The organism is Colwellia sp. TT2012, assembly GCF_001440345.1.
In the GTDB taxonomy this organism is placed as follows: domain Bacteria; phylum Pseudomonadota; class Gammaproteobacteria; order Enterobacterales; family Alteromonadaceae; genus Colwellia.
The window spans coordinates 1-798 of sequence record NZ_LJYX01000138.1 but is presented as its reverse complement, the minus strand read 5'-3'; the positions used below and the strand labels follow the sequence as shown (position 1 = coordinate 798).

Genomic DNA, 798 nt, shown 5'->3' with positions numbered 1-798 from the left:
CTGGGACGGGGGGAACTTGTACTTCCCCGACAGCTTGCCGAAGGCGATGACCGAACCGGGGAAGGTAATGGCACCGATGGCAGCACCGAGGAACAGTTCCAGACGATTGCCTGCAGGAATCGCATCGCCCAGTTGCTTGTCGATGCCCAGCGATTGCGGCTCGACCACTGCGGCAATGGCAATGAACACCGCGGCCAGGCCGATCATGCTGTGCATAAAGGCGACCAGTTCAGGCATCTTGGTCATTTCTACACGCTTGGCCATGATCGAACCGGCGGTGCCGCCGACCAGCAGGCCGACAATCACGTAGCCGATGCCGGCAGTGGCAAGCTCTGCACCGAGCTTATAGATGAGGCCAACGGTGGTGAGTACCGCCAGCGCCATGCCGAGCATGCCGAACAGGTTGCCGCGGCGTGACGTGGTCGGGTGCGACAGGCCTTTGAGGGCCTGGATGAAACAGATCGACGCGATCAGGTAGAGCGTCGTTACCAGATTCATGCTCATTACTTTTGCACCTCTTCTTTAGCCTTGGGCGCTTTCTTCTTGAACATCTCAAGCATCCTACGGGTAACCAGGAAGCCGCCGAACACGTTTACCGCGGCCAGGGCCACGGCCAGGGTGCCCATGGTCTTGCCCAGCGGCGTGACGGTGAGCGCGGCCGCAAGCATGGCGCCAACGATCACGATCGCCGAGATTGCGTTGGTCACCGCCATCAGTGGCGTGTGCAGCGCGGGGGTGACGTTCCAGACCACGTGATAACCGACATAAATCGCCAGCACGAAGATGATCAGGTTGTAG

Annotated in this window: 2 protein-coding genes; both read right to left on the bottom strand. The window is 60.2% G+C overall.

Features of this window, described 5'->3' with window-relative positions:
• On the bottom strand, nucleotides 1-504 hold a 504-nt coding region (locus ASU03_RS19165; RefSeq protein ID WP_197411320.1), incomplete at its 3' end, for an NAD(P)(+) transhydrogenase (Re/Si-specific) subunit beta.
• Nucleotides 504-798 (bottom strand): NAD(P) transhydrogenase subunit alpha (locus ASU03_RS19160; protein ID WP_157465996.1); only part of this gene is annotated, 295 nt, incomplete at its 5' end. The genes ASU03_RS19160 and ASU03_RS19165, both read right to left, overlap by 1 nt.